29 protein-coding genes and 1 other RNA gene are annotated in these 24,997 nt (G+C 69.5%); 23 read left to right on the forward strand and 7 right to left on the reverse strand.

From position 1 onward, the window contains the following. Positions 1–35: 35 nt before the first annotated feature. Positions 36–986 (reverse strand): calcium/sodium antiporter, encoded by a 951-nt coding sequence (locus C9F13_RS13450; RefSeq protein ID WP_108446792.1) that lies wholly within the window; start codon positions 984–986, stop codon positions 36–38. Between the two features lie 157 nt (positions 987–1,143). Between C9F13_RS13450 and C9F13_RS13455 the strand changes: the two genes are divergently transcribed. From C9F13_RS13455 to hisD, 9 genes are all read left to right on the forward strand, one after another. Next, positions 1,144–1,956, forward strand: a complete 813-nt coding sequence (locus C9F13_RS13455) for an ABC transporter ATP-binding protein (protein WP_108446793.1) — start codon at positions 1,144–1,146, stop codon at positions 1,954–1,956. Next, positions 1,953–2,735 (forward strand): lipid asymmetry maintenance ABC transporter permease subunit MlaE, encoded by a 783-nt coding sequence (gene mlaE, locus C9F13_RS13460; protein WP_089846059.1) that lies wholly within the window; start codon positions 1,953–1,955, stop codon positions 2,733–2,735. Before C9F13_RS13455 ends, mlaE begins: the two co-directional genes overlap by 4 nt. 16 nt (positions 2,736–2,751) lie before the next feature. Further along, positions 2,752–3,216, forward strand: coding sequence for an outer membrane lipid asymmetry maintenance protein MlaD (gene mlaD, locus C9F13_RS13465; RefSeq protein ID WP_108446794.1), 465 nt, complete (start codon positions 2,752–2,754; stop codon positions 3,214–3,216). 4 nt (positions 3,217–3,220) lie between these two features. Then, positions 3,221–3,871, forward strand: coding sequence for an MlaC/ttg2D family ABC transporter substrate-binding protein (locus C9F13_RS13470; protein ID WP_108446795.1), 651 nt, complete (start codon positions 3,221–3,223; stop codon positions 3,869–3,871). Then, complete coding sequence (locus C9F13_RS13475) at positions 3,868–4,206, forward strand: STAS domain-containing protein (protein ID WP_108446796.1); 339 nt, start codon at positions 3,868–3,870, stop codon at positions 4,204–4,206. Before C9F13_RS13470 ends, C9F13_RS13475 begins: the two co-directional genes overlap by 4 nt. A 140-nt stretch (positions 4,207–4,346) precedes the next feature. Then, positions 4,347–4,601: a BolA family protein gene (locus tag C9F13_RS13480; RefSeq protein WP_245781416.1), complete on the forward strand. Its 255-nt coding sequence runs from the start codon at positions 4,347–4,349 to the stop codon at positions 4,599–4,601. 12 nt (positions 4,602–4,613) lie between these two features. Continuing rightward, complete coding sequence (gene murA / locus C9F13_RS13485; RefSeq protein WP_108446797.1) at positions 4,614–5,876, forward strand: UDP-N-acetylglucosamine 1-carboxyvinyltransferase; 1,263 nt, start codon at positions 4,614–4,616, stop codon at positions 5,874–5,876. Positions 5,877–5,896: 20 nt separating this feature from the next. Then, positions 5,897–6,559 carry an ATP phosphoribosyltransferase gene (hisG, locus tag C9F13_RS13490; RefSeq protein ID WP_108446798.1) on the forward strand — a complete coding sequence of 221 codons (663 nt, stop codon included), beginning with the start codon at positions 5,897–5,899 and terminating at the stop codon, positions 6,557–6,559. Between the two features lie 81 nt (positions 6,560–6,640). Next, a complete protein-coding gene (gene hisD / locus C9F13_RS13495) occupies positions 6,641–7,963 on the forward strand; it encodes a histidinol dehydrogenase (protein ID WP_108446799.1) in 1,323 nt (440 codons plus the stop codon). A 114-nt stretch (positions 7,964–8,077) separates the two neighbouring features. On the opposite strand, the gene C9F13_RS13500 is transcribed toward hisD, so the two are convergent. Beyond that, positions 8,078–9,307 (reverse strand): S1C family serine protease, encoded by a 1,230-nt coding sequence (locus tag C9F13_RS13500; protein WP_108446800.1) that lies wholly within the window; start codon positions 9,305–9,307, stop codon positions 8,078–8,080. 103 nt (positions 9,308–9,410) lie between these two features. Between C9F13_RS13500 and C9F13_RS13505 the strand changes: the two genes are divergently transcribed. Beyond that, positions 9,411–10,172, forward strand: coding sequence for a Nif3-like dinuclear metal center hexameric protein (locus C9F13_RS13505; protein ID WP_108446801.1), 762 nt, complete (start codon positions 9,411–9,413; stop codon positions 10,170–10,172). A 66-nt stretch (positions 10,173–10,238) separates the two neighbouring features. Here the strand turns inward: C9F13_RS13505 and C9F13_RS13510 are convergent, their stop codons facing one another. After that, on the reverse strand, positions 10,239–10,676 hold the full coding sequence (locus tag C9F13_RS13510) for a Z-ring associated ZapG family protein (RefSeq protein WP_108446802.1): 438 nt from the start codon (positions 10,674–10,676) through the stop codon (positions 10,239–10,241). A gap of 195 nt (positions 10,677–10,871) precedes the next feature. Here C9F13_RS13510 and zapE point away from each other — a divergent pair, with 195 nt between their 5' ends. The 8 genes from zapE to C9F13_RS13550 all read left to right on the forward strand — a co-directional run bounded on the left by zapE (position 10,872) and on the right by C9F13_RS13550 (position 17,177). Then, positions 10,872–12,062: a cell division protein ZapE gene (gene zapE / locus C9F13_RS13515; protein ID WP_108446803.1), complete on the forward strand. Its 1,191-nt coding sequence runs from the start codon at positions 10,872–10,874 to the stop codon at positions 12,060–12,062. A gap of 152 nt (positions 12,063–12,214) precedes the next feature. Then, entirely contained in the window at positions 12,215–12,643 is a 429-nt protein-coding gene (gene rplM, locus C9F13_RS13520; protein ID WP_071941796.1) for a 50S ribosomal protein L13, read from the forward strand. A gap of 13 nt (positions 12,644–12,656) precedes the next feature. After that, positions 12,657–13,046 (forward strand): 30S ribosomal protein S9, encoded by a 390-nt coding sequence (gene rpsI / locus C9F13_RS13525; RefSeq protein ID WP_108446804.1) that lies wholly within the window; start codon positions 12,657–12,659, stop codon positions 13,044–13,046. 218 nt (positions 13,047–13,264) lie between these two features. Continuing rightward, positions 13,265–13,858 (forward strand): ubiquinol-cytochrome c reductase iron-sulfur subunit, encoded by a 594-nt coding sequence (petA, locus tag C9F13_RS13530; protein ID WP_108446805.1) that lies wholly within the window; start codon positions 13,265–13,267, stop codon positions 13,856–13,858. Then, positions 13,858–15,117 (forward strand): cytochrome b, encoded by a 1,260-nt coding sequence (locus C9F13_RS13535; protein ID WP_108446806.1) that lies wholly within the window; start codon positions 13,858–13,860, stop codon positions 15,115–15,117. Before petA ends, C9F13_RS13535 begins: the two co-directional genes overlap by 1 nt. After that, positions 15,117–15,884, forward strand: a complete 768-nt coding sequence (locus tag C9F13_RS13540) for a cytochrome c1 (protein ID WP_108446807.1) — start codon at positions 15,117–15,119, stop codon at positions 15,882–15,884. Before C9F13_RS13535 ends, C9F13_RS13540 begins: the two co-directional genes overlap by 1 nt. 145 nt (positions 15,885–16,029) lie before the next feature. Next, positions 16,030–16,656 carry a stringent starvation protein SspA gene (sspA, locus tag C9F13_RS13545; protein ID WP_108446808.1) on the forward strand — a complete coding sequence of 209 codons (627 nt, stop codon included), beginning with the start codon at positions 16,030–16,032 and terminating at the stop codon, positions 16,654–16,656. Positions 16,657–16,712: 56 nt separating this feature from the next. Beyond that, positions 16,713–17,177 carry a ClpXP protease specificity-enhancing factor gene (locus C9F13_RS13550; RefSeq protein ID WP_108446809.1) on the forward strand — a complete coding sequence of 155 codons (465 nt, stop codon included), beginning with the start codon at positions 16,713–16,715 and terminating at the stop codon, positions 17,175–17,177. A gap of 128 nt (positions 17,178–17,305) precedes the next feature. Here the strand turns inward: C9F13_RS13550 and C9F13_RS13555 are convergent, their stop codons facing one another. Genes C9F13_RS13555 through C9F13_RS13570 form a run of 4 tightly spaced genes read right to left on the reverse strand, consistent with a single transcriptional unit; the run spans position 17,306 to position 20,620 of the window. After that, positions 17,306–17,884 (reverse strand): BON domain-containing protein, encoded by a 579-nt coding sequence (locus C9F13_RS13555; RefSeq protein WP_108446810.1) that lies wholly within the window; start codon positions 17,882–17,884, stop codon positions 17,306–17,308. Between the two features lie 4 nt (positions 17,885–17,888). Continuing rightward, entirely contained in the window at positions 17,889–18,482 is a 594-nt protein-coding gene (locus C9F13_RS13560; protein WP_071941788.1) for a phosphoheptose isomerase, read from the reverse strand. A gap of 37 nt (positions 18,483–18,519) precedes the next feature. Further along, complete coding sequence (locus C9F13_RS13565; protein ID WP_108446811.1) at positions 18,520–18,888, reverse strand: YraN family protein; 369 nt, start codon at positions 18,886–18,888, stop codon at positions 18,520–18,522. Beyond that, entirely contained in the window at positions 18,872–20,620 is a 1,749-nt protein-coding gene (locus tag C9F13_RS13570) for a penicillin-binding protein activator (protein ID WP_108446812.1), read from the reverse strand. Before C9F13_RS13570 ends, C9F13_RS13565 begins: the two co-directional genes overlap by 17 nt. A gap of 58 nt (positions 20,621–20,678) precedes the next feature. On the opposite strand from C9F13_RS13570, the gene rsmI reads away from it, so the two are divergent. From rsmI to C9F13_RS13595, 5 genes are all read left to right on the forward strand, one after another. Next, positions 20,679–21,536 carry a 16S rRNA (cytidine(1402)-2'-O)-methyltransferase gene (gene rsmI, locus C9F13_RS13575; protein ID WP_108446813.1) on the forward strand — a complete coding sequence of 286 codons (858 nt, stop codon included), beginning with the start codon at positions 20,679–20,681 and terminating at the stop codon, positions 21,534–21,536. 32 nt (positions 21,537–21,568) lie between these two features. Beyond that, positions 21,569–21,934: RNase P RNA component class A (gene rnpB, locus C9F13_RS13580), an RNA gene on the forward strand. Positions 21,935–21,987: 53 nt separating this feature from the next. After that, positions 21,988–22,944, forward strand: a complete 957-nt coding sequence (rsmH, locus tag C9F13_RS13585) for a 16S rRNA (cytosine(1402)-N(4))-methyltransferase RsmH (RefSeq protein WP_108446814.1) — start codon at positions 21,988–21,990, stop codon at positions 22,942–22,944. A gap of 8 nt (positions 22,945–22,952) precedes the next feature. Next, positions 22,953–23,279, forward strand: a complete 327-nt coding sequence (gene ftsL, locus C9F13_RS13590; protein WP_108446815.1) for a cell division protein FtsL — start codon at positions 22,953–22,955, stop codon at positions 23,277–23,279. Further along, positions 23,276–24,991: a peptidoglycan D,D-transpeptidase FtsI family protein gene (locus tag C9F13_RS13595; protein ID WP_108446816.1), complete on the forward strand. Its 1,716-nt coding sequence runs from the start codon at positions 23,276–23,278 to the stop codon at positions 24,989–24,991. Before ftsL ends, C9F13_RS13595 begins: the two co-directional genes overlap by 4 nt. Positions 24,992–24,997: the final 6 nt, after the last annotated feature.

Genomic DNA, 24,997 nt, shown 5'->3' on the forward strand with positions numbered 1-24,997 from the left:
TGATTGTTGCCCGTCGTAAGGTTTCACTCAAGGGGTCAGGCCGCGGGGGAGAGGCCGGCGTTGCCCAGCCAGGCCAGGTAGCCGAGGTAGCCGAGCAGCAGCAGGCCGCCGGGCAGTCGCCCGAGCCGGCCGCGCCGGTTCCACAGCAGCAGCGCCCCCAGTGCCAGGGTCAGCAGCAGCATCACCGGGTAGTCGCGGCCGGCCGCGGCGGGGTCGGTGGCGCCCGGTGCCAGCAGGGCGGGCACCGGCAGCACGGTCAGCATGTTGAAGAGGTTGGAGCCGATGACGTTGCCGATCGCCAGGTCGTGGTGGCGCTTCAGCGCGCTGGCGACACAGGCGGCGAGTTCCGGCAGGCTGGTGCCGATGGCCACCACGGTCAGGCCGATGATCAGCTCGCTGACGCCGAGCCCGCGGGCCAGTTCGCTGGCGCCCCAGACCAGGGCCCGGGAGCTCACGATCATGATCACCAGGGTGCCGACCAGCCAGGCCAGGGCCTGGCCCAGCGGCATGCCGGGGATCTCGCCGCCGCTCTCGTCGTCCGGGGCGTCGGCGCGAAACAGCCACCACAGGCTGAACACCAGCAGTACCAGCAGCAGCGCGCCGTCGAGGCGATCGAGATGGCCGTTGGCCAGCGCATAGCCGGCGAGGCCGGTGGCGCCGAGCAGCAGCGGCAGTTCGCGGCGCACGATGGAGAAGCGCACCGGGATCGGCACCACCAGGGCGGTCACGCCCAGCACCAGGCCGATGTTGGCGATGTTGGAGCCCAGCGCGTTGCCGACGGCGAGGTCCGGCACCCCGTCCAGGGAGGCCATCACCGAGACCACGATCTCCGGCGCCGAGGTGCCCAGCGAGACGACGGTCATGCCGACCAGCAGGGTGCTCATGCCGGCCCGCCAGGCGGTGGCGGCGGCGGCGCCGACGAAGCGGTCTGCGCTCCACAGCAGGCCGATGAAACCGAGCGACACGATCAGCAGGGGAACCAGCATGGCGAGATCCGAGCGGGGAATGAAGGGCGCACATTGAACATGGCGGGCCCCGGCGGTGCAAGGGCGCCGTCGGGGCGCTGGCGCGCCGGGGCAGGGTTAGGATACGATGTTCGACAATTTTGCGAAGGACGCTGATTTTGCGAAGGAAGCTGACGAAATGACGGACTCCCCCTTCGTGGAGGTGGAGCGCCTGCACTTCTCCCGCGGCGAGAAGGAGATCTTCCGTGGCGTCGACCTGGCCATTCCGCGAGGGCGGATCACCGCCATCATGGGGCCCAGCGGCACCGGCAAGACCACGCTGCTCAAGATGATAGGCGGCCAGCTCACTCCCGACGCCGGGCACGTGCGCATCGACGGCCAGGACGTCCATGCGCTGTCGCGCCGGGACCTGTTCGGCCTGCGCCGGCGGATGGGCATGCTCTTCCAGAGCGGGGCGCTGTTCTCGGACCTGGATGTCTACGAGAACGTGGCCTTCCCGCTGCGGGTGCATACCGACCTGCCCGAGGCGATGGTCCGCGACGTGGTGCTGATGAAGCTCCAGGCAGTGGGGTTGCGCGGTGCTCGCGGGCTGATGCCTTCGGAGCTCTCCGGCGGCATGGCGCGGCGCGTGGCCCTGGCCCGGGCGATCGCCCTGGACCCGGAGCTGATCCTCTACGACGAGCCCTTCGCGGGGCAGGACCCGATCTCCATGGGCGTGCTGGTGCAGCTGATCAAGCGCCTCAACGATGCGCTGGGGCTGACGGCGGTGGTGGTCTCCCACGACATCAAGGAGACCCTGAGCATCGCCGACTATGTCTACGTGATCTCCGACGGCCAGGTGATGGCCCACGGCACTCCGGCGAGCCTCGACGCGGATCGCGACCCGCGGGTCAGTCAGTTCATGCACGGCGAGCCGGACGGGCCGGTGCCGTTCCACTACCCGGCGATGGACTTCCACGCCGATATCCTGGGCAGCGGGGGGCCGCAATGATCGAGCGAATTCGCCGCCTGGGGCATCGTGGCTGCGAGGTGATGGAATCCCTGGGACGCGCCGGGATCTTCCTCGGCCAGTCGGCGGTGGGGGTGCCGAGCCGCGAGGGGCTGCGCCTGTGGGTCAGCCAGATGCACTTCGTCGGCGTGATGTCGCTGGCCATCGTGCTGGTCTCGGGGCTGTTCATCGGCATGGTGCTGGCCCTGCAGGGCTACACCATCCTGGTCGACTTCGGGGCCGAGCAGGCGCTGGGCCAGATGGTGGCGCTGTCGCTGTTGCGCGAGCTGGGCCCGGTGGTGGCGGCGCTGCTCTTCGCCGGGCGCGCCGGCTCCGCCCTGACCGCCGAGATCGGCCTGATGAAGGCCACCGAGCAGCTGACCAGCATGGAGATGATCGGTGTCGATCCGCTGCGTCGCATTATCGCCCCGCGCCTGTGGGCCGGCTTCGTGGCCCTGCCGCTGCTGACCATCGGCTTCAGCGTGGTGGGGGTGTGGGGCGGCCAGCTGGTCGGCGTCGAGTGGCTGGGGGTGTTCGAGGGCTCCTACTGGGGGAACATGCAGGCCAGCGTCGAGTTCGTCGACGACGTCGTCAACGGCCTGATCAAGAGCCTGGTGTTCGCCCTGGTGGTGACCTGGATCGCGGTCTTCCAGGGCTACGACCTGATTCCCACCTCGGAAGGCATCTCGCGTGCCACCACCCGCACGGTGGTCTATTCCTCTCTGGCGGTCCTGGGCCTGGATTTCGTGCTCACCGCCCTGATGTTCGGAGAGCTTTCCTGATGTTCGGAGCAAACGGATGAAGCGCAGCAAGACGATGGAGCTCGGGGTCGGCCTGTTCATGCTGGCCGGTATCCTGGGCCTGGTGTTCCTGGGGCTGCGCGTCAGCGGACTCAGCCTGAGCGTGCCCAGCGAGACCTTCCGGCTCGAGGCCAACTTCGCCAATATCGGCGGTCTGAAGCCGCGTGCCCGGGTCACCATGGCCGGGGTCACCGTGGGGCGGGTCGAGAGCATCGAGCTCGATACCGACTGGTACGATGCGCGGGTGGTGATGGAGCTCGACGGCGAGCTCGAGGGGCAGCTGCCCGAGGACAGTACCGCCGCCATCCTCACCGCGGGCCTGCTGGGCGAGCAGTACGTCGGCCTCTCGGTGGGCGGCGCCCCCGAGACCCTCGGCGACGGCGACACCCTGCGCGACACCCAATCGGCCCTGGTGCTGGAGGAACTCATCCAGCAGTTCGTGACCAGCATGGTCAAGGAGTAACGACATGAAGACGATTTCCCTGCGCGCCCTGTTCGTCGGGCTCTGCCTGCTGCTGGCGGCCCTGCCGCTGATGGCCGCCCAGACCGACCAGCGCCCCGAGCAGATGATCCGCGACAGCATCGACGACCTGATGACCCGCATCGAGGGGCGCGAGGCGTACTTCGCCGATCACCTCGATGAGCTCGAGGCCATCGTCGACGACAGCCTCGAGGACGTGGCCGACTTCCGCTACATCGGCGCCAGCGTGATGGGCCGCTACTTCGGCAACGCCACCCCGCAGCAGCGCTCGCGCTTCGTCGAGACCTTCCGCAAGACGCTGATCGACACCTACTCCAAGGGGCTGGTGACCTTCGACTACCGCGAGATCCGCGTGCTCGACAACCAGCAGGCCTCGCGGTACGAGGACCAGGCCAGCGTGGCCATGGAGGTGGTGGCCAACGACGGCACCGTCTACCCGGTGAGCTACTCGCTGCGCCTCGACGACGGCCAGTGGAAGGTGGTCAACGTGATCGTCAACGGCATCAACCTCGGGCTGACCTTCCGCAACCAGTTCGACCAGGCCATGCGCGACCACGGCCGCGACTATGACGCGGTGATCGACGGCTGGTCGCCCGACCTCGCCGTCGAGGAGCTGGAAGAGGGCGGCAGCGCGTGAGCCTGCTGCTGGAGCGGCACGGCTCCCGCCTGGAGGCCGATGAACGGCGTCTGGCGGTGACCGGGGAGGTCGGCTTCGGGGTGGCCTCGGCGCTGGCCCAGGCCGGCCGCGACTGGCTGGCGGCCCGGCCGGCGGGCAGCGAGGTGACCTTCGACCTGAGCGGGGTCGGCCGCGTCAGCAGCGCGGCGCTCAGCGTGCTGCTGGAGTGGACGCGCCGGGCCCGCCGGGCGGGGGTGCACGTCGCCTGCGTGCGCCTCTCGCCGCCGCTGGAGCGGCTGACCCGGGTCGCCGGGCTCGACACCCTGCTGCCCCTGGTAAGCGTCGAGCCCGCCTGACGGCGGCCCGCGTCCTCCCCATCGCCAAGCGCGGTGCTTTTCTTTACCATGTTCTGCCATGACGGGACGCCCCCGCCGGCCCTTGCGGGCCCGGCGGGCGTGTCCGCGACGAATCGATGAACCACAGGAGTGCCGGTTCCATGCAACCCAGTGACGTCAAGGCGCTGCTCGAGAACCGACTCGACGGCTGCGAGTTTCACATCCAGGGCGAAGGCTGCAATTTTCAGGTGATCGCCGTCGGCGAGGTCTTCGAGGGCCTCTCGCCGGTCAAGCGCCAGCAGATGATCTACGGCGCGCTGACCGAGGAGATCGCCTCCGGGGCCCTGCACGCGGTGAGCATCAAGACCTACACCCCGCAGCAGTGGCAGGCCGCCACCGACCAGCAGGGGGCCTGAGGGCGACCGTCCATGGACAAGCTGATCATTACCGGCAACGGCCCCGTCGACGGCGAGGTCTGGGCCAGTGGCGCCAAGAACGCCGCCCTGCCGATCCTCTGCGCGACCCTGCTGGCCGACGAGCCGGTGACCATCGGCAACCTGCCGCACCTGCAGGACATCACCACCACCCTGGAGCTGCTCGGCCACATGGGCGTGCAGCCGGTGATGGGCGACAAGATGTGCATCCAGCTCGACGGCTCCCAGGTGACCGACTGTCACGCGCCCTATGAGCTGGTCAAGAAGATGCGCGCCTCGATCCTGGTGCTCGGGCCGCTGCTGGCCCACTTCGGCCATGCCGACGTCTCGCTGCCGGGCGGCTGTGCCATCGGCTCGCGCCCGGTGGACCTGCACATCCACGGCCTGCAGGCCATGGGTGCCGAGATCAGCGTCGAGGGCGGCTACATCCGGGCCCGGGTCGACGGCCGGCTGCACGGCGCCACCATCTTCTTCGATACGGTCACCGTGACCGGCACCGAGAACCTGCTGATGGCGGCCACCCTGGCCGAGGGCACCACGGTGCTCGAGAACGCGGCCAAGGAGCCCGAGGTCGTGGATCTCGCCGAGTGCCTGATCAAGATGGGCGCGAACATCCGCGGCCACGGCACCGACACCATCGTCATCGAGGGCGTCGAGCGCCTGCACGGCGCCTACCACGACGTGATGCCGGATCGCATCGAGACCGGCACCTTCCTGGTCGCCGCGGCGCTCTCCCGTGGCCGGGTCAGGGTGCGCCGGACCCGCGCCGACATCCTCGACGCGGTGCTGGCCAAGCTCGAGGAGGCCGGTGCGACCATCACCCACGGTGATGACTGGATCGAGCTCGACATGCAGGGGCGCCGGCCCAAGGCGGTCAACCTGCGCACGGCCCCCTATCCGGCCTTTCCCACCGACATGCAGGCCCAGTTCGTGGCCATGAACGCCGTCGCCGAGGGCACCGCCCGGGTGGTCGAGACCATCTTCGAGAACCGCTTCATGCACGTCCAGGAGCTCAACCGCATGGGCGCCGACATCGCCCTGGAGGGCAACACGGCGGTGATCACCGGCGTGGAGGCGCTCTCCGGCGCGCCGGTGATGGCCACCGACCTGCGCGCCTCGGCCTCGCTGGTGATCGCGGCGATGATGGCCGAGGGCGAGACCCTGGTCGACCGCATCTACCACATCGACCGGGGTTACGAGTGCATCGAGGAAAAACTGCAGCTGCTGGGCGCCCGCATCCGACGCGTGCCCGGCTGAGCCGACAACAGGCGAGACCCATGAGCAAGCAACTGATCCTGGCCCTCTCCAAGGGCCGTATTCTCGACGAGACCCTGCCCCTGCTGGCCGATGCCGGCATCACCCCGGCCGAGGACCTGGGCAAGAGCCGCAAGCTGCTCTTCGACACCAACCTGCCGGACGTCAAGCTGGTGGTGATCCGGGCCACCGACGTGCCGACCTACGTGCAGCTCGGCGCGGCGGATCTGGGCGTGGCGGGCAAGGACGTGCTGCTCGAGCATGGCGTCGAGGGGCTCTACGAGCCTCTCGACCTGGAGATCGCCCGCTGCAAGCTGATGACCGCCGGCATCACCGGGGCCGAGCCGGCCCGGGCGCGGCGCCGGGTGGCCACCAAGTTCGTCAACGTGGCGCGCCGCTACTACGCCGAGCAGGGCATCCAGGCCGAGGTGATCAAGCTCTACGGCGCCATGGAGCTCGCCCCTCTGATGAACCTGGCCGACGAGATCGTCGACATCGTCGATACCGGCAACACCCTGCGCGCCAACGGCATGGAGCCCCGCGAGCTGATCGCCCCGATCAGCACCCGGCTGGTGGTCAACAAGGCCGCGATGACCATGAAGCACGCCCGGCTCAAGCCGCTGCTCGCCCGTCTCAATGAGGCCGTGGCGGCGCGTCGCGACGACGCGACCCTGACGGCGTCGTAGCGCCCGGCCCGCGGCACCGCCGCGGGCACCCGTTGTGATTGCCCCGATGCGACGAACCCTGATCCGAGAGGAAGCCTTGCCATGAGCGAATCCCCCACCGCCGGCGTCGACATCGCCCGGCTGTCGACCGAGCAGGACGACTTCGATGCCCGCCTGGATCACCTGCTCGCCTGGGAGGGGGTCTCCGACGCCACGATCCAGCAGCGCGTCGACGAGATCCTCGCCGAGGTGCGGGCCCGGGGCGATGCGGCGCTGGTCGAGTATTCCAATCGCTTCGACCGCCTGAGCGTGACCTCCATGGCCGAGCTGACGCTGGGCGAGCCGCGCCTGCGCGAGGCCTACGAGGGGCTGCCGGCCCAGCAGCGCGAGGCGCTCGCGGCGGCCGCCGAGCGCATCCGGGTCTACCACGAGCACCAGAAGCCCGCCTCCTGGCAGTACACCGAGGCGGACGGCACCGTGCTCGGCCAGCAGGTCACGCCGCTGGATCGCGCCGGCATCTACGTGCCGGGGGGCAAGGCGGCCTATCCCTCCTCGGTGCTGATGAACGCCATTCCCGCCCACGTGGCCGGGGTGCGCGAGATCGTGATGGTGGTGCCGACCCCCGACGGCGTGCTCAACGAGCTGGTGCTGGCGGCCGCCTACCTGGCCGGCGTCGATCACGTCTTTACCCTGGGCGGCGCCCAGGCGGTGGCGGCGCTGGCCTACGGCACCGAGACGGTGCCGCGGGTCGACAAGATCGTCGGGCCGGGCAACATCTACGTGGCCACCGCCAAGCGCGCGGTGTTCGGCCAGGTGGGCATCGACATGATCGCCGGCCCCTCGGAGATCCTGGTGGTCTCCGATGGCGGCACCGACCCCGACTGGCTGGCCATGGACCTCTTCTCTCAGGCGGAGCACGACGAGGATGCCCAGGCGATCCTGGTGAGCTGGGACGAGGCGCACCTGGCGGCGGTGGAGGCCGCCATCGTCCGGCTGCTGCCGACCCTGGAGCGCGCGGAGATCGTGCGTGAGTCGCTGTCGCGTCGCGGCATGCTGATCCGCTGCCGGGACCGCGCCGAGGCGGCGACGCTGATCAACCGCATCGCCCCGGAGCACCTGGAGCTCTCGGTGGCCAATCCCGAGGGCTGGCTGGGTGACGTGCGCCACGCCGGGGCCATCTTCATGGGGCGCTACACCGCCGAGGCGCTGGGCGACTACTGCGCCGGCCCCAACCACGTGCTGCCGACCTCGGGGACGGCGCGCTTCTCCTCGCCGCTCGGGGTCTACGACTTCCAGAAGCGCTCCTCGATCATCCACTGCTCCGCCGAGGGGGCCGGCGAGCTTGGCAAGATCGCCTCGACCCTGGCGCGGGGCGAGTCGCTGACCGCCCATGCGCGCTCCGCCGAGTATCGCCTCAAGCCCTGAGCGGGCAGGCGCCGCCTAGGCGCGAGAGACGCGGGCACGTAAAGAGGGCCCCGCCATCCGGCGGGGCCCTCTGCGTTTTGGGCGGGTGGATCGCGTCGAGCGGCCGGGGCGCGCTCAGCGCTGGTCGGGGCGACGCACCGTCGGCGTCGGCCGCTCGCCCAGCTCGATGGTCACCTCGCGGCGCTCGCCGCCGCGCACCACGGTTAGCGGCAGGCGGGTGCCGGGCTCCACCGCGGCGATGTCGCTCATGGTCTGGCGGGGGTCCAGCACCGGCTCGCCGTCCACCTCCAGCAGCACGTCGCCGGGCTGCAGGCCGGCGCGGTCGCCGGGCCCGCCCGGCACCACCCCGGCGATCACCACGCCGATGGGGTTCTTCAGGCCGAAGGAGGCGGCGAGCTCCTGATTGAGCTCCTGGGCCTCGATGCCCATCCAGCCGCGGATGACCCGCCCCTTGACGACCAGCTCCTCGAGGATGCTGCGGGCCAGGTTGGCGGGGATCGCGAAGCCGATCCCCTGGGAGCCGCCGGAGCGCGAGAAGATTGCGGTGTTGATGCCGATCAGCGCCCCCTCGGCGTTGACCAGGGCGCCGCCCGAGTTGCCGGGGTTGATGGCGGCATCGGTCTGGATGAAGTCCTCGTAGGCGTTCAGGCCGAGGTGGCTGCGCCCGGTGGCGCTGATGATGCCCATGGTGACCGTCTGGCCGACCCCGAAGGGGTTGCCGATGGCCAGCGAGACGTCGCCGATGGCGATCTGGGTGGTGTCGGTCAGCTCGATCACCGGCAGCGAGGCGAGCTCGATGCGCAGCACGGCGAGATCGCTCTCCGGATCGGTGCCGATCACCTCGGCGAGGGTCTCGCGACCGTCGCGCAGCGCGACCTGGATCTGGTCGGCGCCGCGGATCACGTGATGGTTGGTCAGCACGTAGCCGTCCTCGCTGACGATCACCCCGGAGCCGAGGCTCGACAGCATGCGCTGCCGGCGGGGCGTCTCGTCGCCGAAGAACTGGCGAAAGAAGGGGTCGGACATCAGCGGGTGCTCCTCCCGCTCGACCACCCGGGAGGAGTAGATGTTGACCACGGCCGGGGCGGCGCGCGCCACCGCCTGGGCGTAGCTCACCGGTCCCTGCTGTCGCGTCAGCGGCTCGGCCTGGCGCACCTCGGGGGCGTCGCGGGGCTCGCCCTCGCCCTCGGCGACGCCCGGGGCGGCCTCATAGGGGACAGTGGCATAGGGCGCAGGGGCCGGAGCGGGGCGCCCGATCAGCTGCGGGAAGGCGTTGAGCAGCACGATGGCCCCCAGCACGCCGATGAGCACGGGCCAGAGGTAGGGGAGCAGGGTGCGTCGCATGCGGCGGGAGTCCTTGTCGACGATGCTGGGTCGCGGGGCATCCGCCCGCTGGTTACACTGTGCGGATTGTAACATCGCCAACCCGACCGCGCCTGGAGGCTGCATGACGAACCGAGACGACCTGGTCGCCGCCTGCGATCGCCTGCTCGAGCCCGAGCGTTTCAAGGACTACACCCTGAACGGCCTGCAGGTGGCCGGCCGCGAGCGGGTGACCCGGGTGATGAGCGGCGTGACGGCCTGCCAGGCGCTGCTCGACGAGGCAGTGGCCTGGCAGGCGGATCTACTGCTGGTCCACCACGGATACTTCTGGAAGAACGAGCCGGTCGCCATCACCGGCATGAAGCGCCGGCGCCTGGCGACGCTGTTGGCCCACGACATCAACCTGCTGGCCTACCACCTGCCGCTGGATGCCCACCGCGAGCTTGGCAACAACGCCGAGCTCGGCCGGCGGCTGGGCTTCACCGTCACCGGCTGCGCCGACGGGGCGCTCGGCGACGGGCTGGTGTGGCTCGGCGAGCCGTCGCGTGGCCTCGATGCCGCGGGGCTGGCCCGCCATGTCGGCGCATGCCTGGAGCGCGAGCCGCTGCTGATCGAGGCGCCGGGCGGCGGGGAGATCCGGCGCGTCGCCTGGTGCACCGGCGGTGCCCAGGACATGATCGCCACCGCCGTCGAGGCCGGCGCCGACGCCTTCATCTCCGGGGAGATCTCCGAGCGCACCACCCACCTGGCCCGGGAGATGGGCATTCACTACCTGGCGGCGGGCCACCACGCCACCGAGCGCTACGGGGTGCAGGCGCTGGGCGCGCGGCTGGCCGCGGAGTACGGGGTCGAGCACCGCTTCGTCGACATCGACAATCCGGCCTGATCCGACGCTCATAACGATGACGCCCCGACCAGAAGCCGGGGCGCGCGATGGGGCAGGGCGGGGCGCTCAGTAGCGGGGCGGCTGGGGCGCGCCTTCCTCGCCCTGCTTGAGGCCGAAGTCCTCGGAGAGGGTGCCGCGGTTGCCGTCGGCGTAGTCGCGAGGCATCGACGGCTCGGCCTCGCCCTCGGCGGGGGTGGCGGCGTCCACCATGGCCTGGCGGCGCAGTGACGGGGCGCCCAGGGTGGTGCTGGCCGTCGCGGCCTCCTCTTCGAGGCTCTGGCTCTCCCGGCGCAGGCTCTCGGCGAGCTGGCCGATGCGCTCCAGGCTGTCGCCCAGGCCGTCCTTGAGTTCGGCCAGGGTGCGTTCGCGCTCGGCGAGGCGCTGGCGCAGGCGTTGGGTGTTACCGGCGCTGGCGTTGAGCAGGTGGTAGCCCAGCGCCCCGATTCCGATGCCGGCCAGCAGGCAGGCGGCGGCCAGCGCCCAGCTGATGTTGGTCTCATCCACGTTGTACGTCTCCCTGGAGCAGTGGCCCTTGGCGTGCCGGCCGCCGGTGCCGTCGTGAGACCGCTGATGGCCGGGCTTCCATTATAGAGGCGAGGCCACGTGCCGGGTCAATGCGGGCGGGCGTGCATGCCAATGAGTGGCGGGACGCGTATAATCCTCACGCCAAAGCCCGAGGACAGGCGATCAGGAATCCCCATGAGCGAGACGCACTCCCCCGCGGCCGCCCGCGAGTCGCGCCGGCCCGAGACGCCGATGACCCGCTACCGAGCCGATCTCGAGCGCCCCGACTTCCAGCATGACCCGGCCCAGGAGCAGGCCGTGGCGCACCTGCAGCGCCTTTATGACGACCTGGTGGCCACCCCGCCCTCGCGGGTGGCGCCGCCGAGGCGCGGCGGCGGGCTCGCCTCGCGGGTGGCGGGGCTGTTCGGCCGGGGCGGGCGCGAGGCGTCCGACGAGCCGGCGCTGCCGGCCGTCAGCGGGCTCTACTTCTGGGGCGGCGTGGGGCGCGGCAAGACCTACCTGATGGACACCTTCTTCGAGACGCTGCCCTTTCCCGAGAAGATGCGCACCCACTTCCATCGCTTCATGCAGCGGGTGCACAACGAGCTCGAGCACTACAAGGGCGAGAAGAATCCGCTCTCGCTGATCGCCGCCAAGTTCGCCGCCGAGGCCCGGGTGATCTGCTTCGATGAATTCTTCGTCAAGGACATCACCGACGCGATGATCCTGGCCAACCTGCTCGAGTCGCTTTTCGAGCACGGCGTGGTGCTGGTGGCGACCTCCAACATCGTCCCCGGGGAGCTCTACAAGGACGGCCTGCAGCGGGCGCGCTTCCTGCCGGCCATCGACCTGCTCGAGCGCCACTGCGAGGTGGTCAACGTCGACTCGGGCGTCGACTACCGGCTGCGCGTGCTGGAGCGCGCCGAGATCTTCCACTCCCCCCTCGACGCCGAGGCCGAGGTCGAACTCGCCCGCAGCTTCCGCGAGATCGCCGGCCACGAGGGCGAGGAGGGCGCGCCGCTGGAGATCAACCACCGGGTGCTGCACACCCGGCGGCTGCACGACGACGTGGTGTGGTTCGAGTTCAGCGAGCTCTGCGACGGGCCGCGCAGCCAGAACGACTACATCGAGCTGGCGCGCGAATTCCACAGCGTGCTGGTCTCCAACGTCACCCGCATGAGCGGGGCCACCGACGACCGCACGCGGCGCTTCATCAACATGGTCGACGAGTTCTACGACCGCGGCGTCAAGCTGCTGATGTCCGCCGAGGTGCCGGCCGAGGAGCTCTATCGCGACGGGCGCCTGGAGTTCGAGTTCCAGCGCACCCTCTCGCGGCTGCAGGAGATGCAGTCCCACGACTACCTGGCGCTGCCGCACAAGCCCTGATGCCCCTTCCCCTTCGGGGCGCGGGTCGTGTAGAATGCGCGCTCGCTCGACCGTTGCGTCGTCCCTCGGGACGGGCAACCAAGAAGAATAGGGACGGTTCCATGCCGGACATCCGGCGGCAGAACCCAATACATCCTAATGGTGATTCACCCATGAAGACGTTCACTGCCAAGCCGCAGTCCGTCCAGCGCGACTGGTTCGTCGTCGACGCTGCGGACAAGACACTCGGTCGTCTGGCCACCGAGATCGCTCGCCGCCTGCGTGGCAAGCACAAGCCGGAGTTCACCCCGCATGTCGATACCGGCGACTACATCGTCGTGATCAATGCCGAGAAGGTGAAGGTCACCGGCAACAAGGTCAACGCCAAGACCTACTACCGCCACACCGGTTATCCGGGCGGCCTGCGCTCCATGAATTTCGAGAAGATGATCGCCCACGCACCGGAGCGTGTCATCGAGTCCGCCGTCAAGGGCATGCTGCCGAAGGGTCCCCTGGGCCGTGCCATGTACTCGAAGCTCAAGGTCTACGCCGGCACCGAGCATCCGCACGCTGCCCAGCAGCCGCAAGAACTGAACATCTGAGGGAGTCTTCGCCATGACACAGCAGTATTACGGTACCGGGCGCCGCAAGACCTCTACCGCGCGCGTCTTCCTGAAGCCGGGCACCGGCAAGATCACCGTCAACAGCCGCGACTTGGACCAGTACTTCGGTCGCGTCACCGGCCGCATGGTGGTCCGTCAGCCCCTCGAGCTGACCGAGACCCTCGGCCAGTTTGACGTCTACGTCACCGTCAAGGGCGGCGGCGGCAGCGCCCAGGCCGGCGCCATCCGCCACGGCATCACCCGTGCCCTGATGGAGTACAACGAGGACTTCCGCGGCCAGCTGCGCGAGGCCGGGTACGTCACCCGTGACGCCCGTAAGGTCGAGCGTAAGAAGATCGGCCTGCGCAAGGCGCGTCGTCGCCCGCAGTTCTCCAAGCGCTGATACGCACGTATTGCCGCTCGAAAACGCCCAGGTCCTGCGACCTGGGCGTTTCTTGTTTCGGATCAAGAATTTGTCGTCGGATTGCGCCGCACGCGGGGAACCTTTCCTTGTGCGGGGCGACGCGATTTTTTAACATAGTGCGCATTTGATATCCGTGGTCGCGGGGGATTCACTGCTCGTGATGGAACAGCGGGTAAGTCGATGGGAGAAATCTGAAAATGGCAGATAACGGCGTAAACAAGGGTCGGCGCCGCTTCCTCGTAGGTGCCACCACCGTCGTGGGTGCGGTGGGTGCCGTCGGGGTAGCGGTCCCCTTTGTAGCTTCCTGGCAGCCGAGCGCCAGGGCGAGAGCAGCGGGCGCGCCCGTCCAGGCGGACGTGTCGAAGCTCGAGCCCGGGCAGCGCTTGACCGTCGAATGGCGGGGCAAGCCGGTGTGGATCCTCAACCGTTCGCCGGAGATGATCGAGCGCACCAAGGCCATCGAGCCCTCGGAACTGGCGGATCCGGACTCCAGCGTGCCGCAGCAGCCGACCTACGTGGAGGGGCCGATGCGCTCCATCAAGCCCGAGATCGGCGTGCTGATCGGCATCTGCACGCACCTGGGCTGCTCGCCGCTGTTCCGGCCGGAGCCGGGCAGCGTGGACGTCGGGGACTGGCCGGGCGGCTTCTTCTGCCCCTGCCACGGCTCCCGCTTCGACCTGGCGGGCCGGGTGTTCGCCAACGTGCCGGCGCCGACCAACCTCGAAGTGCCACCTTACCGCTTCGACAGCGACGTGCTGATCACTGTCGGCGAAGATGAGGAGTCTGCCTGATGGGTAATCCTAACAAGGCCAAGGCGGAGCGCGGCCTGATGCGCTGGGTCGACGACCGCTTCCCCGCCACCCAGATGTGGCAGGACCACCTGTCCAAGTACTACGCGCCGAAGAACTTCAACTTCTGGTACTTCTTCGGCTCGCTGGCCCTGCTGGTGCTGGTCAACCAGATCCTGACCGGCGTCTGGCTGACCATGAGCTACAACCCCTCCGCCGAGGGCGCCTTCGCCTCGGTCGAGTACATCATGCGCGACGTGGAGTGGGGCTGGCTGATCCGCTACATGCACTCCACGGGGGCCTCTGCCTTCTTCGTCGTGGTCTACCTGCACATGTTCCGCGGCCTGCTCTACGGCTCCTACAAGGCGCCCCGCGAGCTGGTGTGGATCTTCGGCATGACCATCTACCTGGCGCTGATGGCCGAGGCCTTCATGGGCTACCTGCTGCCCTGGGGCCAGATGTCCTACTGGGGCGCCCAGGTCATCATCTCGCTGTTCTCCGCCATTCCGGCCATCGGCCCGGACCTGGCACAGTGGGTGCGCGGTGACTTCCTGATCTCCGGCATCACCCTGAACCGCTTCTTCGCCCTGCACGTGGTGGCCCTGCCCATCGTGATCCTGGCGCTGGTGGTGCTGCACATCATCGCCCTGCACGAGGTCGGCTCCAACAACCCCGACGGCATCGACATCAAGAAGAAGAAGGACGAGACCGGCAAGCCGCTGGACGGCATCCCCTTCCATCCGTACTACACGGTGAAGGACATCGTCGGTGTGGCCGTGTTCCTGTTCGTCTTCGCGGTGGTGATCTTCTACTTCCCGGAAGGCGGCGGCTACTTCATCGAGAAGCCGAACTTCGAGCCGGCCAACCCGCTGAAGACGCCGGATCACATCGCGCCGGTGTGGTACTTCACGCCCTTCTACGCGATGCTGCGCGCGATCACCTTCTCGCTGTTCGGCCTGGACGCCAAGTTCCTCGGCGTCATCGTGATGGGGGCGGCGATCGCCATCCTGTTCGTGCTGCCCTGGCTGGACAAGAGCCCGGTGCGCTCCATGCGCTACAAGGGGTGGATCTCCAAGGTGATGCTGCTGCTGTTCGCCATCAGCTTCGTGATCCTCGGCGTGCTCGGCGTGCTGCCGACCACCGAGACGCGGACCCTGGTCGCCCAGCTGTGCACCGCGCTCTACTTCGCCTTCTTCCTGCTGATGCCGATCTACACCCGGCTGGAGAAGACCAAACCCGTTCCGGAAAGGGTGACTGGCTAATGAAAAAGCAACTGTTCGCACTGCTCTTCGCGCTGGTGCCGATGGTCGGGTTCGCCGCCGGCGGGAGCGTCCATCTCGAGGAGATGAATCCGGACCTCGACGACAAGGCGTCGCTGCAGAACGGCATGAAGCTCTTCGTGAACTACTGCATGGGCTGCCACTCCATGGAGCACCAGCGCTTCTCTCGCGCGGCCCAGGATCTGGACATGCCCCAGGGACTGGTCGAGGACAACCTGATCTTCTCGGACGCCCTTAAGTTCAATGACCAGATGCACATCGCCATGGACAGCGGCGATGCCGAGAACTGGTTCGGCGCGCCGCCGCCGGACCTGACCCTCGAGGCGCGCCTGCGCGGCACCGACTGGATCTACACCTACCTGCTGAGCTTCTACCGCGACCCGGAGCGTCCCACCGGCGTCAACAACGCGGTCTTCCCGCTGGTGGCCATGCCCAACGTGCTGGAGCCGCTGCAGGGGGTGCAGGAGAAGGTCTGCGCCGCCACGGACAAGCCGGTCCCGGGGGCCGAGCTGGATCCGCTGACCGGCAAGTACCAGTCCTGCGAGACGCTGCAGGTGACAAAGCCCGGCGAGATGGAGCCCGAGGAGTTCGAGGAGGCGGTCTACGACCTCACCAACTTCCTGGCCTACGCCGGCGAGCCGTCCAAGCTGCAGGCCCAGTCGCTGGGACCCAAGGTGCTGATCTTCATCTTCATCTTCGGTGTCATCGGCTACCTGCTCAAGCGTGAGTACTGGCGCGACATTCACTGATCCGCCAGCGACGGTGCATTGCGGGGCGCATGGCCACTGGCCGTGCGCCCCGATGCTTTTTGCCCGATACCGGGCCGCACGATCGCCCTCAAGACGGGGGTGGTCGTGTTATCATCTCGGCACGAACTGATGCGAGGATTGTTTCATGGGTGTAGTGGCCAAGCGGTCGTCGATGATCTTCTACTCCGGGGGAGATGACCATTTCAGTCATCGTGTGCGCATCGTGCTCGCCGAGAAGGGCGTGGCCGTGGACATCGTCGAGGTGAGCGACGAGCAGCGCCCGGAGGAGCTTGCCGACCTCAATCCCTACAACAGCGTGCCCACGCTGCTCGATCGCGACCTGGTGCTCTACGAGTCCAAGGTGATGATGGAGTATCTGGACGAGCGCTTCCCGCATCCGCCGCTGTTGCCGGTGTATCCCGTGGCCCGTGCCAAGAGCCGGCTGTGGATGCACCGCATCGAGCGCGAGTGGTGCCCGCTGGTCGAGCAGATCCAGAGCGGCGCCAAGAAGGACGTGGAGAAGGCCCGCAAGGAGCTGCGCGAGAGCCTTGTCGGCATCTCGCCGATCTTCGAGGACATGCCGTACTTCATGAGCGACGAGTTCACGCTGGTCGACTGCTGCCTGGCGCCGATCCTCTGGCGCCTTCCGGTGCTCGGCATCGAGCTGCCCGAGAAGCAGGTCAAGCCGCTGCTGAACTACATGGAGCGGCTGTTCGATCGCGACGGCTTCAAGGCGGCGCTGAGCGAGAACGAGCGCGAGATGCGCGCCTGATCCACCCGGCATTTCTCCCCCGGTTCGACCGGGGGTAACCCCCAGGAGGGCCAACTATGCACTCGAGCCGTCCCTATATGGCCAGGGCCCTGTACCAGTGGCTGCTGGACAACGAGCTGACGCCCTACATCGTCGTCGATGCCGAGCAGGAGGGCGTCGAGGTGCCACGACAGTGCGTCCAGAACGGCCAGATCGTGCTGAACCTGGCGCCGAGCGCCATCCGCGACTTCGCCATGGAGAACGCGGCGGTCAGCTTCTCTGCCCGCTTCGGCGGACAACCCATGCAGATCATGGTGCCCATGGAGGCGCTGATCGCCATCTACGCCCGCGAGAACGGCGTGGGCATGGTGTTCGGCCACGAGCCGGTGATGCCGGTCGAGGCCGACGAGACGGACGACGCCTCGCCCTTGAGCGAGGTGGAGAGCACGGTCGACGCCGGCGACGAGGCCGATGAAGGCCAGGCCGACGGTGACGACGCCAGGCCGCGCAAGGGGCGTCCGTCCCTGCGCGTCGTCAAGTGAGTGGACGTCGACCGCAGGCGGCGTAGCGCGCCTCGGGACGTCGGTCGCGCCATCATCGACACCGCAACGCAAGACGGCAGGCCATGGGCCTGCCGTCTTGCGTTGCATGCCGCATCACGCGGCGACGCTCAGTCGAGGTAGTCGAAGACCTTGACGATGCGCTGCATGCCGCCGAGGCCCGCGACGGAGCGCACGATGCGCTCGGCCTCGCTGCGGGTGACGATGCCCATCAGGTAGACGCTGTCGTTCTCGGTGATCACCTGGACGCGACCCGAGTCGATCTCCTGGTTGGCCACCAGGTGGGAGTTGATGCGGGTGCGCAGCCAGGTGTCGGCGAGGCGCTGGCTGGCAGGCAGGTTGGCGGCGATGGCGAGCTCGTTGTGCACCTCGCGCACGTTGCGCACCTCGCCGGCGACCCGTTCGGCCGTGCTCTTGAGCTCCTCGCTGGGCACCTGGCCGGTGAGCAGCACCACGCCGTTGAAGCTGTCGACGTTGATGCGGGCATCACTCAGGCGGGCATCGGTGCGGCCCAGGTTGTGGGCGATCTTGGTCTCGATGCTCTGGTCCTCGACCTGGGCGCCGAAGGTGCGTTCCCCGTAGTTCTCGTCGATGGTGCCGGGGTTGGTGACGCCGGTCACGGTGGTGCAGCCACCGAGTGCCAGGGCCAGGCCGAGCAGCAGGGGGGGGAGCAGGGAGGTCTTGGTCATGGAATTACTCGCTTGTGCCGAAGAGTTGCTCGTCGATCAGGTCGCAGAGGCAGTGGATGGCCAGCAGGTGGACCTCCTGGATGCGCGCCGTGGAGGTCGCCGGGACGCGGATCTCGCAGTCGTCCTGGCCCAGCAGCGAGGCCATGTCGCCGCCGTCGCGGCCGGTCAGGGCGATCACCGTCATGTCGCGATCATGGGCGGCCTGGATGGCCTGGATGACGTTGGCGGAATTGCCGCTGGTGGAGATCGCCAGCAGGATGTCGCCGGGCTGGCCCAGGGCGCGAATCTGCTTGGAGAAGACCTCGTTGTAGCTGTAATCGTTGGCGATGGAGGTCAGCGTCGAGGTATCGGTGGTCAGGGCCAGGGCCGGCAGGCTGGGGCGCTCGCGCTCGAAGCGGTTGAGCAGCTCCGAGGAGAAGTGCTGGCTGTCGCCGGCGCTGCCGCCGTTGCCGCAGGCCAGGATCTTGCCCTCGTTGACCAGGCACTGGACCATCATCTGGCTGGCCACCTCGATGAAGGGGGGGAGCACTTCGCTGGCGTAGGTCTTGGTGTCGATGCTGGCGTTGAAGTGGCCGAGTATGCGCTGCTGGAAATCCATGCGGGTTCCGGGTCCTTTGGCAGAGTGGCTTGACCGGTCAGGGCGCTTCGAAGGCGTTCGCGACCCAGTCGATCTCGAGGTCGGGCGGCGTGCCGGTCACGGCCAGCACGTCGAAGCGGCAGGCACATGATAGCCGGTTGCGCTGGAGATAAAAACGCGCCGCCCGGATCAGGCGGCGCTGCTTGGTGGGGGTGATGGTCTCGAGGGGATGGCCGTGGCGGCTGTCGGCGCGGTGGCGCACCTCGACGAAGACGAGGGTCGCGCCGTCGCGCATCACCAGGTCGATCTCGCCGCCCTTGGCGTGCTGGTTGCTGGCCTCGAGGGTCAGCCCGCGCTCGACGAGCCAGCGGGCGGCGAGCCGCTCGATGGCGCCGCCGCGGGCGCGGGCGTCACGGGGTCCGGTCATCGCCGAACACGTTGGGCGCGAGCACCGGCTGGGGCACGCCGTCGACGAAGCGGGCCCAGGGCAGGCGGCGCTGGATGCGGCCGTCGTCCTCGGCGCTCAGGGTGCCGGTGGCGCCGAACAGCTCGGTGCCGCCGATCGCCTGCAGCTGCGGCATGCGCAGGGCCAGCTCATAGGCGTCGACTCCCATGGCCATCAGCCGGAACATCGTCGAGTTGGACTCGTCGCGCAGCTCGCGATAGCTGGCGAGGAAGGGCAGCGCCTCCACGCCGCCCACCGCCGCGTCGGGAATCTGCCAGGGGATGTCGACGAACATCACGTCGTTCAGGTCGGCGTCCAGGCGCGGCTGCAGGCGCCCCTCGTAGAGGTGCGAGGTGGCGTAGATCGGCAGGTCGCCGCTGTAGGCGTAGTCCAGGTTGGGCGGCACCTGGCGGGCGTAGTCGGGCAGGGCCAGCAGGAACAGCATGTCCGGCTTGGGGTTCGTGGCCGCCCGCTTGGCGCTCTCGGTGGCCGGTGCGCCGGGGTTGTAGCGGACCGCGTTGGCGACCTCGCCGCCGAGCTCGCGCCAGGCGTTCCAGAAGGCCTCGCCCACGCGGCGACCCCAGTCGTTGTCCGGCACCAGCAGGGAGGCCAGGCGATGGCCGTCGCCGTAGGCACGCTGCGCGGCCTGGCGCGCCTCGTCCTCGGCGGAGAGGCCGTACTGGAAGAGCCCCTTGGCGCGGTTGCGCTCGCCGCGGCCGTAGTTGAGGGCGAGGGTCGGCATCGGCACCCGGTCGCGCTGCTCGAGCCGGCTGACGATGTCCTTGTCCAGCGGGCCGATCACCACCTGGGCGCCGAGGGCCTCGGCCTCGCGATAGAGGGCCGGCATGTCGCCGCTGCTGCTGTCGATGAAGCTCAGCTGGGCGCCGCTGTCAACGCCCGACAGGTGGTGGGTGCGGATGCCCTGGCGGGTCGCCTCGGCGATGCTCGTCAGGGGGCCGGACTCCGGTAGCAGCACGGCGATATGATCCACCCGCTGGCCGCGCAGCTCGCCCAGGGCGGTGATCTCGGCGGGCAGGCGCCTGGCGGCGGGGTGGCCGCGGTAGCGCTCGCGCCAGTCGTCGAGGTGCGCGAAGAGCCGCTGGATGTCGCTGCCGGTGGAGCGCACCAGCTCGGTCAGGGCGACCCAGCCCGCGGTCAGGTCGTCGCCGCCGCGCAGTGTGTCGAGCTCGCGGCGGTCGAGCCTCGAGAGCTGCGCCCAGATCGGGTCGTTGAGGTCCTCGCGCTCGGTCGCGGCCTGGACCTCGATCAGCGCCCGGGCGGCGGCGAGGGGTTCGTCGACCTCGCCCAGCGCCCGACCCAGGCGTTCGCGCAGGGTCAACGAGGCCTCGCGGGGCAGCTGGATCTCGTCGAGCAGCTGTCCGGCCTGGATGACCGCCCAGGGATCGCCCTCGGCCTCGCCCAGCTCGGAGAGCAGCAGGGCCCAGCGCACCCGGGCCTCGCGTTCGAGGCGGCTGTCGTCGACCTGCTTGGCGACCTCCAGCGCCTGGGTGCGATCGCCCCGGCGTGCTAGGATGTCGGCCGCTTCCAGGCGGGAGAGGGCCGCCTGCTCCGGCGTCTGCTGCTCGGCCTGCTCGAGCAGCCGCTCGGGGTCGGCATCGGGCTGTCGCTCGATGATGCCCGGCTGGAAACTGCAGCCCGCGAGGAGCAGCGCCGTGAGCGCGACGGCCAGCGGGCCGCGTAACGAGATCTTCATGATTCCTTCCCTTGTTTCCATGATCCAGACCGTCCCATCAGAGCATCCAGGAGCCGAGATGTCCGATACGCCTGCGGGTTCATTGTACGTGGTCGCCACGCCGATTGGGAATCTGGACGACCTGAGCCCGAGGGCCGCCAGGGTGCTCGGCGAGGTGGCGCTGATCGCCGCCGAGGACACCCGCCACAGCGGCCGACTGCTGCGCCACCTGGGCCTGTCGCGCCCGATGCTCTCGTTGCACGAGCACAACGAGGCGGCGCGGGTCGACACCCTGGACGCCCGGCTCGCCGCCGGCGAGGACGTCGCCCTAGTCTCGGACGCCGGCACCCCACTGATCAGCGATCCGGGCTTCGTGCTGGTGCGCGAGCTCCGGGCCCGGGGGCGCCGCATCGTGCCCCTCCCGGGGCCCTGCGCCCTGGTCGCGGCGCTCAGCGCGGCGGGGCTTCCCACCGACCGCTTCCTCTTCCAGGGCTTCCTTCCCGCCAAGGGCGGGACCCGCCGCGCCCGGCTGGAATCGCTCGCCGCCCGGGAGGAGACCCTGGTGTTCTACGAGTCGCCCCACCGGGTCCGCGACACCCTGGCCGACCTCGACGCCGTGCTCGGCGAACGCCGGGTGGTGCTGGCCCGGGAGCTGACCAAGACCTTCGAGACCTTCCTCGACGGCACGCCCGGGGCGCTGCTGGCCCGCATGGAGGCGGACCCGGACCAGGCCCGCGGCGAGTTCGTGGTGATGGTGGCCGGTGCCGCCCGGCGTGACGAGGCCGAGCAGTCGGCGGTGGAGGCCGATGCCCTGCTCGCGGCCCTGCTTGCCGAGGGGGTGGGCGTCAAGCAGGTCGCCGCGGTGGCCGCGCGGGTGCTGGGCGGGGTCAAGAAGGAGTGGTACGCCCGGGCCCAGGCGCTCAAGGACGGTCATTGAGGCGGCGCCCGGGCGCTGGTATCCTTGCCGCGGGAGTTGGCCAGACAGTCGCCGCCGCCGCCGATCACGCATCGACGGCGGGGGAGGAAAGTCCGGGCTCCACAGGGCAGAGTGCCAGGTAACGCCTGGGCGGCGCGAGCCGACGGAAAGTGCAGCAGAGAGCAGACCGCCTACGTCTCCCTCGGGAGGCCGGTAAGGGTGAAAGGGTGCGGTAAGAGCGCACCGCGCGCCTGGCAACAGTGCGTGGCACGGTAAACCCCACTCGGAGCAAGACCAAATAGGAACCCCATGGCGTGGCCCGCGCTGGGTTCGGGTAGGTTGCTGGAGGGCCGCGGTGACGCGGCTCCTAGAGGAATGACTGTCCACGACAGAACCCGGCTTATCGGCCGACTCCCACTTCTAACATCGCCGTCGCGAACGGCCTTCCATGTCCCCTGTCATCGAGAAGCGCATGCCGCCATCCGCCCCTGAACAGCCCGCCCGCGGCTTTCGTCATGCCAGCGTGCTGCTCGATGGCGCCGTGGAGGCGCTGATCCACGATGCCGACGGGGTCTATCTCGACGGCACCTTCGGTCGCGGCGGCCACTCCCGCGCCATCCTCGAACGGCTCGGTCCCGCGGGGCGGCTGCTGGCCATCGATCGCGATCCCCAGGCGATCGCCGAGGCCGGCACCATCGCCGACCCCCGTTTCGCCATCGAGCGCGGCGAGTTCGCCCGCCTCGACGAGATCAGCGAGCGCCGCGGCCTGCAGGGCCGGCTCTCCGGGGTGCTGCTCGACGTCGGCGTCTCCTCGCCCCAGCTCGACGACCCCGAGCGCGGCTTCAGCTTCCTGCGCGACGGGCCGCTCGACATGCGCATGGATCCCGAGCACGGCGAGAGCGCCGCCGCCTTCCTGGCCCGCGCCGACGAGGGCGAGATCGTGCGCGTCTTCAAGAGCTACGGCGAGGAGCGCTTCGCCCGCCGTCTGGCCCGGGCCATCGTGGCGCGCCGCGTCGAGCGCCCCTTCGAGCGCACCGCGGACCTCGCCGAGGTGGTCAAGGCCGCCCACCCCGCCTGGGAGAAGGGCAAGCACCCCGCCACCCGCGTCTTCCAGGCGCTGCGCATCCAGGTCAACGGCGAGCTGGAGCAGCTCGATGCCGCCCTCGACGCGGCCCTCGAGGCCCTCGCCCCGGGCGGGCACCTGGTGGTGATCAGCTTCCACTCGCTGGAGGATCGCCGGGTCAAGCGCTTCATCCGCGACCACGTGCGCGGCGACACCGACCTGCCGCGGGGCGTCCCGGTCCGCGACGACCAGCTGAAGCGGCGTCTCGAGTCGCTGGGCAAGGCGCGTCGGCCCTCCGCCGAGGAGGTGCAGGAGAATCCCCGGGCGCGCAGTGCGGTGATGCGTGTAGCGCGCAAGCGATACTGAGGCACGCCATGGCACAGGGACGCTCTGCGGTAACCTCTTCCTTCGGGTGGCCCCTGCGCCTCGGGGCGTCGCGGGCGCTGCTGCTGGTCACGCTGCTGCTGGCGGCCTGCCTGGCCTCGGCCATCGGGGTGATCACCACCAGCCACCTGACCCGCGACCAGTACGCCCGCCTGCAGGAGCTCGAGCGCGAGCAGCAGCAGCTGCAGACCGAGTGGGGCCAGCTGCTGCTCGAGGAGAGCGCCTGGTCCTCGCCGGCACGCATCGAGCGCCTGGCCCAGCAGCGCCTGGAGATGCGCCTGCCCGATATCGACGAGGTCGAGGTCATCCAGCCATGAGCGGCGAGGCGCGCAGCGGCGTGACGCCGCGTCGTCCCCCGCCCACGGCCCCCATGGGCAAGGCCCGCTACCGGCTGATGATGGGCCTGGTGGTGCTGGGCCTGGCGCTGCTGGCCGGGCGCATCGTCGACCTGCACGTCTTCGACCGCCCCTTCCTGCAGGGGCAGGGCGACGCCCGCACCCTGCGCACCGACACCATCCCCGCCCACCGCGGCATGATCACCGATCGCCACGGCGAGCCGCTGGCCATCTCCACGCCGGTGGTGACGCTCTGGGCCAACCCCCAGGACCTGCCGGACGATGACATCCAGCGCCTGATGCTGGCCAACGCCCTCGGTCAGGAGCTCGAGACCCTCAACGAGCGCATCGCGCGCTATGCGACCCGCGAGTTCATGTACCTGCGCCGCCGCATGACCCCCGAGGCGGCGCAGCGGGTGCTCGCCCTGCGCGTGCCGGGCGTGCACGCCCGGGAGGAGTACAAGCGCTACTACCCGGCCGGCGAGGTGAGCGCCCAGCTGCTGGGGGTGACCAACATCGACGATCAGGGTCAGGAGGGGCTCGAGCTCGCCTATCAGCCCTACCTCGCCGGCGTGCCCGGCAAGCGGCGGGTGCTCAAGGACCGTCGCGGTCGCCTGGTGCGCGACCTCGAGCTTCTGCAGGAGGCGCAGCCCGGCGGCGACCTCACCCTGGCGCTGGACCAGCGCCTGCAGTACATGGCCTATCGCGAGCTCAAGGCGGCGGTCACCGAGCACGACGCCGACGGCGGCAGCGTGGTGATGCTCGACGCCCGCACCGGCGAGGTGCTGGCCATGGCCAACCAGCCCTCCTACAACCCCAACGACCGCACCGGCCTCGACCCCCAGGGGCTGCGTAACCGGGCCATTGTCGACACCTACGAGCCGGGCTCGGTGGTGAAGCCCCTGGCGATGGCGGCGATGATCGAGCACGGCGATGTGGCGCCGGATACGGTGGTCGACACCTCGCCCGGCTGGATGGTCATCGATCGCTTCACTATCAAGGACATCCGCAACTACGGCGAGCTGGACCTGGCCGGCATCCTCGAGAAGTCCTCGAACGTCGGCATGTCCCGGCTGGCCCTGCGCCTGGAGGAGCCGGTGATCCCGGCCACCTACCGCGCCCTGGGGCTGGGGCAGAGCCCCGGCACCGGCTTCCCCGGCGAGGCCACCGGCAGCATCCCGGCCCCGGTGCGCTGGTCGAGCAGCCAGTGGGCGGCGCTCTCCTACGGCTATGGCCTGTCGACCTCGGCGCTGCAGCTGGCCAGCGCCTTCACCGCCATCGCCAACGAGGGGCGGCGCCTGCCGCCCTCGCTGCTCAAGCTCGCCGAGCCGCCGGCCGGCGAGCCGGTGATCGACCCCGACGTGGCCCGCCGGGTGCTCGGGATGATGGATCAGGTCGTCGAGCCGGGCACCGGCGCCCGCCGGGCCCTGGTGCCGGGCTATCGGGTCGCCGGCAAGACCGGCACCGTGCGCAAGACCGCCGCCGGCGGCTACCAGGAGCAGGCCTATCGGGGCCTGTTCGTCGGGATCGCCCCGGTCTCGGACCCGCGGATCGTCACCGTGGTGATGATCGACCACCCGCGGGGCGACAGCTACTACGGCGGGGCGGTCGCCGCCCCGGTCTTCTCGCGGGTGGTGGGCAACGCCCTGCGCCTGCTCGACGTGCCCCCGGATGCCCGGGCGCAGGATCCATGATGGCAA

This window comes from Halomonas denitrificans, assembly GCF_003056305.1.
GTDB lineage: Bacteria > Pseudomonadota > Gammaproteobacteria > Pseudomonadales > Halomonadaceae > Halomonas > Halomonas denitrificans.

Excerpts from the sequence above, each read along its gene's own strand:
- C9F13_RS13450 (WP_108446792.1), bottom strand. The coding sequence starts at position 986 with ATGCTGGTTCCCCTGCTGATCGTGTCGCTCGGTTTCATCGGCCTGCTG.
- C9F13_RS13455 (WP_108446793.1), top strand. The coding sequence starts at position 1,144 with ATGACGGACTCCCCCTTCGTGGAGGTGGAGCGCCTGCACTTCTCCCGC.
- mlaE (WP_089846059.1), top strand. The coding sequence starts at position 1,953 with ATGATCGAGCGAATTCGCCGCCTGGGGCATCGTGGCTGCGAGGTGATG.
- mlaD (WP_108446794.1), top strand. The coding sequence starts at position 2,752 with ATGAAGCGCAGCAAGACGATGGAGCTCGGGGTCGGCCTGTTCATGCTG.
- C9F13_RS13470 (WP_108446795.1), top strand. The coding sequence starts at position 3,221 with ATGAAGACGATTTCCCTGCGCGCCCTGTTCGTCGGGCTCTGCCTGCTG.
- C9F13_RS13480 (WP_245781416.1), top strand. The coding sequence starts at position 4,347 with ATGCAACCCAGTGACGTCAAGGCGCTGCTCGAGAACCGACTCGACGGC.
- murA (WP_108446797.1), top strand. The coding sequence starts at position 4,614 with ATGGACAAGCTGATCATTACCGGCAACGGCCCCGTCGACGGCGAGGTC.
- hisG (WP_108446798.1), top strand. The coding sequence starts at position 5,897 with ATGAGCAAGCAACTGATCCTGGCCCTCTCCAAGGGCCGTATTCTCGAC.
- hisD (WP_108446799.1), top strand. The coding sequence starts at position 6,641 with ATGAGCGAATCCCCCACCGCCGGCGTCGACATCGCCCGGCTGTCGACC.
- C9F13_RS13500 (WP_108446800.1), bottom strand. The coding sequence starts at position 9,307 with ATGCGACGCACCCTGCTCCCCTACCTCTGGCCCGTGCTCATCGGCGTG.
- C9F13_RS13505 (WP_108446801.1), top strand. The coding sequence starts at position 9,411 with ATGACGAACCGAGACGACCTGGTCGCCGCCTGCGATCGCCTGCTCGAG.
- zapE (WP_108446803.1), top strand. The coding sequence starts at position 10,872 with ATGAGCGAGACGCACTCCCCCGCGGCCGCCCGCGAGTCGCGCCGGCCC.
- rplM (WP_071941796.1), top strand. The coding sequence starts at position 12,215 with ATGAAGACGTTCACTGCCAAGCCGCAGTCCGTCCAGCGCGACTGGTTC.
- rpsI (WP_108446804.1), top strand. The coding sequence starts at position 12,657 with ATGACACAGCAGTATTACGGTACCGGGCGCCGCAAGACCTCTACCGCG.
- petA (WP_108446805.1), top strand. The coding sequence starts at position 13,265 with ATGGCAGATAACGGCGTAAACAAGGGTCGGCGCCGCTTCCTCGTAGGT.
- C9F13_RS13535 (WP_108446806.1), top strand. The coding sequence starts at position 13,858 with ATGGGTAATCCTAACAAGGCCAAGGCGGAGCGCGGCCTGATGCGCTGG.
- C9F13_RS13540 (WP_108446807.1), top strand. The coding sequence starts at position 15,117 with ATGAAAAAGCAACTGTTCGCACTGCTCTTCGCGCTGGTGCCGATGGTC.
- sspA (WP_108446808.1), top strand. The coding sequence starts at position 16,030 with ATGGGTGTAGTGGCCAAGCGGTCGTCGATGATCTTCTACTCCGGGGGA.
- C9F13_RS13550 (WP_108446809.1), top strand. The coding sequence starts at position 16,713 with ATGCACTCGAGCCGTCCCTATATGGCCAGGGCCCTGTACCAGTGGCTG.
- C9F13_RS13555 (WP_108446810.1), bottom strand. The coding sequence starts at position 17,884 with ATGACCAAGACCTCCCTGCTCCCCCCCCTGCTGCTCGGCCTGGCCCTG.
- C9F13_RS13560 (WP_071941788.1), bottom strand. The coding sequence starts at position 18,482 with ATGGATTTCCAGCAGCGCATACTCGGCCACTTCAACGCCAGCATCGAC.
- C9F13_RS13565 (WP_108446811.1), bottom strand. The coding sequence starts at position 18,888 with ATGACCGGACCCCGTGACGCCCGCGCCCGCGGCGGCGCCATCGAGCGG.
- C9F13_RS13570 (WP_108446812.1), bottom strand. The coding sequence starts at position 20,620 with ATGAAGATCTCGTTACGCGGCCCGCTGGCCGTCGCGCTCACGGCGCTG.
- rsmI (WP_108446813.1), top strand. The coding sequence starts at position 20,679 with ATGTCCGATACGCCTGCGGGTTCATTGTACGTGGTCGCCACGCCGATT.
- rsmH (WP_108446814.1), top strand. The coding sequence starts at position 21,988 with ATGCCGCCATCCGCCCCTGAACAGCCCGCCCGCGGCTTTCGTCATGCC.
- ftsL (WP_108446815.1), top strand. The coding sequence starts at position 22,953 with ATGGCACAGGGACGCTCTGCGGTAACCTCTTCCTTCGGGTGGCCCCTG.
- C9F13_RS13595 (WP_108446816.1), top strand. The coding sequence starts at position 23,276 with ATGAGCGGCGAGGCGCGCAGCGGCGTGACGCCGCGTCGTCCCCCGCCC.